The sequence below is a fragment of the Saccharomonospora iraqiensis subsp. iraqiensis genome, assembly GCF_000430445.1.
GTDB lineage: Bacteria > Actinomycetota > Actinomycetes > Mycobacteriales > Pseudonocardiaceae > Saccharomonospora > Saccharomonospora iraqiensis.
The window spans coordinates 69811-72902 of the sequence record NZ_KE387110.1 but is presented as its reverse complement, the minus strand read 5'-3'; the positions used below and the strand labels follow the sequence as shown (position 1 = coordinate 72902).

At 74.8% G+C, this 3092-nt stretch carries 4 protein-coding genes; 1 reads left to right on the top strand and 3 read right to left on the bottom strand.

The window, feature by feature from the left end; translation table 11 throughout:
- The 3 genes from ACTIR_RS23800 to ACTIR_RS0116220 form a co-directional block, all read right to left on the bottom strand.
- Window positions 1-399: excalibur calcium-binding domain-containing protein (locus tag ACTIR_RS23800; RefSeq protein ID WP_052583915.1), on the bottom strand; the 399-nt coding region annotated here is incomplete at its 3' end.
- 213 nt (window positions 400-612) lie between these two features.
- Window positions 613-1302, bottom strand: a complete 690-nt coding sequence (locus ACTIR_RS24880) for an AMIN-like domain-containing (lipo)protein (RefSeq protein WP_154663786.1) — start codon at window positions 1300-1302, stop codon at window positions 613-615.
- Window positions 1303-1491: 189 nt separating this feature from the next.
- On the bottom strand, window positions 1492-2625 hold the full coding sequence (locus tag ACTIR_RS0116220) for a winged helix DNA-binding domain-containing protein (RefSeq protein ID WP_233345926.1): 1134 nt from the start codon (window positions 2623-2625) through the stop codon (window positions 1492-1494).
- Window positions 2626-2725: 100 nt separating this feature from the next.
- Between ACTIR_RS0116220 and ACTIR_RS26795 the strand changes: the two genes are divergently transcribed.
- Window positions 2726-3092: hypothetical protein (locus ACTIR_RS26795; RefSeq protein ID WP_034240480.1), on the top strand; the 367-nt coding region annotated here is incomplete at its 3' end.

The following is a 3092-nucleotide window of genomic DNA, read 5'->3' as shown; positions in this document are numbered from 1 at the left end:
CGGGGCACCGTCGCCCGCGGCGGAGCCGTCCCCGGTCTCGACACCACCGGCGGGCAGTTCGCCCACCTGCCCCTCGGTGGTGTCCGCGGCCCCGGCGCCGCTGTCCGGTACCGCCGCGGGGTCCCGCGTGTCCTGCTCGTCGGGCACGTCGGTGTCCCCCGGCGCGGGGGTGCCGTCGGTGCCGTCGTTGTCGATCAGTGCCTCACAGGCGATGTTGTCGTCGTCGGCGTCGAGGCGGTGCCGATCGCCGGGGGCGCTCTCGAACTCGGCCTGTGCCTCGGCGTGGCTGGAGAAGTCCGCACAGTCCAGATCGCCCGGTTGCGCTGTCGCGCCCCCGGCGGCCCAGAGCATGCTGCCTGCCGCGACCGCGGCGGTGACGGTGGCTCTGCGGAGGTACATGGCGATGCTCCCATCAGCCGTTCTCTCGGACACGGGCCGCCCACACCACCATGTGAGCGGTCCGTCGAGAGGGTGATGACACCACCGGAACGCGCTAAGCGACTTTCGGTCCAAACCCCTCCGAACGGGTGATGCACACCGCCGCTCCCGGCGGACCGGACCGGTCGGAACGGCCCCCGGCCGCGCAGGCGAACGTCACGCGCCCCTCCGCCGTCAGGACGGTTCGTGGGCGACGTCGACGACGAGCTTGCTCACGCCCTCGTCCTCGCTCTGCACGGTGAAGGCGCGGAAGGGTGCCTGCTCGTCCACGCCGACCGCGATCGTGGCCTGGCCCTCGAAGAAACCCGCGTAGCGGATCTCCCGCAGGGCCTCCCAGCCCGCGAGTTCGTCGGTCGGGTGCAGCACGTCGCCCACGTTGCCGAGCGCCGGGGGACCGTCCGGGAACCCCTCGATCGAGGACCGCACGACCACCCGGAGGGTCGCGTCTCCCTCGACCGGGTACTCCTTGCCCGAGCCGTCGGCCCGGACCACCGGCTCGTAGCGGACCAGACCGCCCGGTTCGTCCATCCCGCGCACGTCGAACACCACCCGGTCGAAGCACGGGTGCTGTCCGACCCGGGTGCGGAACAGCTCGTCACCCGACGAGCCGGACACCTCGTCGGGGCGTTCGTTCCACCCGTCCACCACGTCGCACGAGGTTGCCGACGGGGTCGGGTCGGCGGGCGAGACCGGCGCGGACGACGGGTCCGGGGGCTCCGTCGTCGCCGTCGTCGCGGACGGACCGCCGTCCGCGCTCGTCGTCGTCCCGTCCGGCGCGGGTGTGGCGTCCTCGGCGGTGTCACCACCGCACGCACCGACGGCGAGCAGCGCCACGGCCGCCGCCGTACCAGCGATCCTGCGCATGGTCCCCCCTTTCGTGGTCGCGGTCGGGGTGCCGACGTCCGCGACCGCGCGGGCGCACGCCCCGGACGCGGGAGGTCGGCCCCCCGAGGATGCGGCGGACCGGCCGGTTCGGGACAAGGGGTCGTTATCCGGGCGTTAGTCCGTCGCCCACCGCGAAGTGACCGGGCCGGTCCCTGGTGGGACGCGCGGTCAGCGCAGCGTCACGGCGTGCTGTCCGGCCTCCGGGGCGGCGAAAGTCGCCAGCCGGTGTGCCTCGTCGCGCACCTCGGCCTCCACCGTGTCCTTTACCCCGGCGAACAGCCGCACCACCACGGTCGCGGTGTCGTCCGTGCGGTCGAGACCCCAGGTGCCGCACACGAACCCGTCCACCAGCACGGTCGGGGAGTGCGCGGCTCCGTCGATCACCTTCGACCGGTACTCGTCCGGCAGCACCCGGGTCCGGTCGCGGTGGGCGAGCAGCAGGTTGTCGAACTCCGGCAGCAACCGCACCGGCGCCGGGGTGTCCGGATCCGGGCGGGGCGCGTCCGGCAGGTCGACGAGCTCGGTCCCGGCCTCGTCGCGCAGCACCCGCAGCCGCGGACGCATCGCGTCGACCACCTCCCCGAGGCGGGTCACCCCGGACCACGCGCCGATGTCGCGGACCGTGGCGGGGCCGAACGCCGCCAGGTGGGCGGTCACCAGCGCCTCCGGGTCCGGTTCGGGCGGTGGTTCGCCGAGCAGGTCCTCGGCCAGGGCCATCGGTGTGCGGCCGCCGCGCCGGCCCCGGAGGCCCTCCGGCGGCGGATGCACCATCGGGACGAGGTACTGCGCCGACCACGCCAGCGCCGACGGTTCGTGGTCCGGCCACCACCGCGCCAGTTCCCGGCCGAGTTCGGGCCGGGTGAGCGTGCGCCCGCGGAGCGTCTCCCGGGTCCGGGCGGCGAGTTCGGCGAGGTCCACACCCGCGGTGCGGCGGCCGAACGCGCTGCGCTGCACCCGGTCGAGGACCGGCTGCAGCACGGGCCGCCACCGGGTGAAGTCCTCCGCGGTGACCAGGTGCTGGGTGTACCGGAGCAGGCAGCCGCGCACCACCCGCCGCTCGTGCAGCAGCGCTTCGAGGTCGCCGGGGCGGAACCCGTCGAGCCGGGCCCACAGGCCGAGGTAGGGCGGTTCGGTGTTCTGCGCGTTGAGCCCGGCGAGCCCGTGTACCGCGTCGGCCACGGGGAGGGCGTGGCGGCGCAGCAGCAGTTGGCGGGCCAACGTGGCCCTGTTCAGGGCGCGGCGGGTCAGCACCTCGCCGCCCGTCGCTCCCGTGCCCGGTCGATCCCGCACCGTCTCCCCCACGCCGACCACGTCCGTCCCCACTCCGTCCGGCCGGAGCCGACCGGACGGGAGCACCGTATCGCCGCCCACCGACAGGACGGAGACCTCTTAGAGTGCCCGGGTGGCCGATTATCTGCTCGTCATCGGGGACCGCGAGGCCCTCGGGTGGCTGCTCAGCGAGCAACGCATGGCGTTCCCGGACACCCGGCGCGCCGAGGTGCGCGCCCTGGCGCCCGGGGACGGCCTGTTCCTCTACACCACCCGCGGGTGCTTCAAGAACCCGACCCGCGACCGCGGCCGGGTGATCGCCGAGGGCACCGCCGGCGAGGCCGTGCACACGCTGGACGAGCCGCCCGAGTTCGGCGGCCGCACCTACCCGGTGGGGTGCGCGGTCGAGTTCCGCACCGCGACGCCCTGGCCGGACGGGGTGGAGCTGGGCCCGCTGGTGGACCGGCTCACCGCCTTCGCCGGGGCGGAACGCGCCTGGA

Coding starts and splice junctions, on each gene's coding strand:
- ACTIR_RS24880 (WP_154663786.1), bottom strand. CDS start 1,302: ATGCGCAGGATCGCTGGTACGGCGGCGGCCGTGGCGCTGCTCGCCGTC.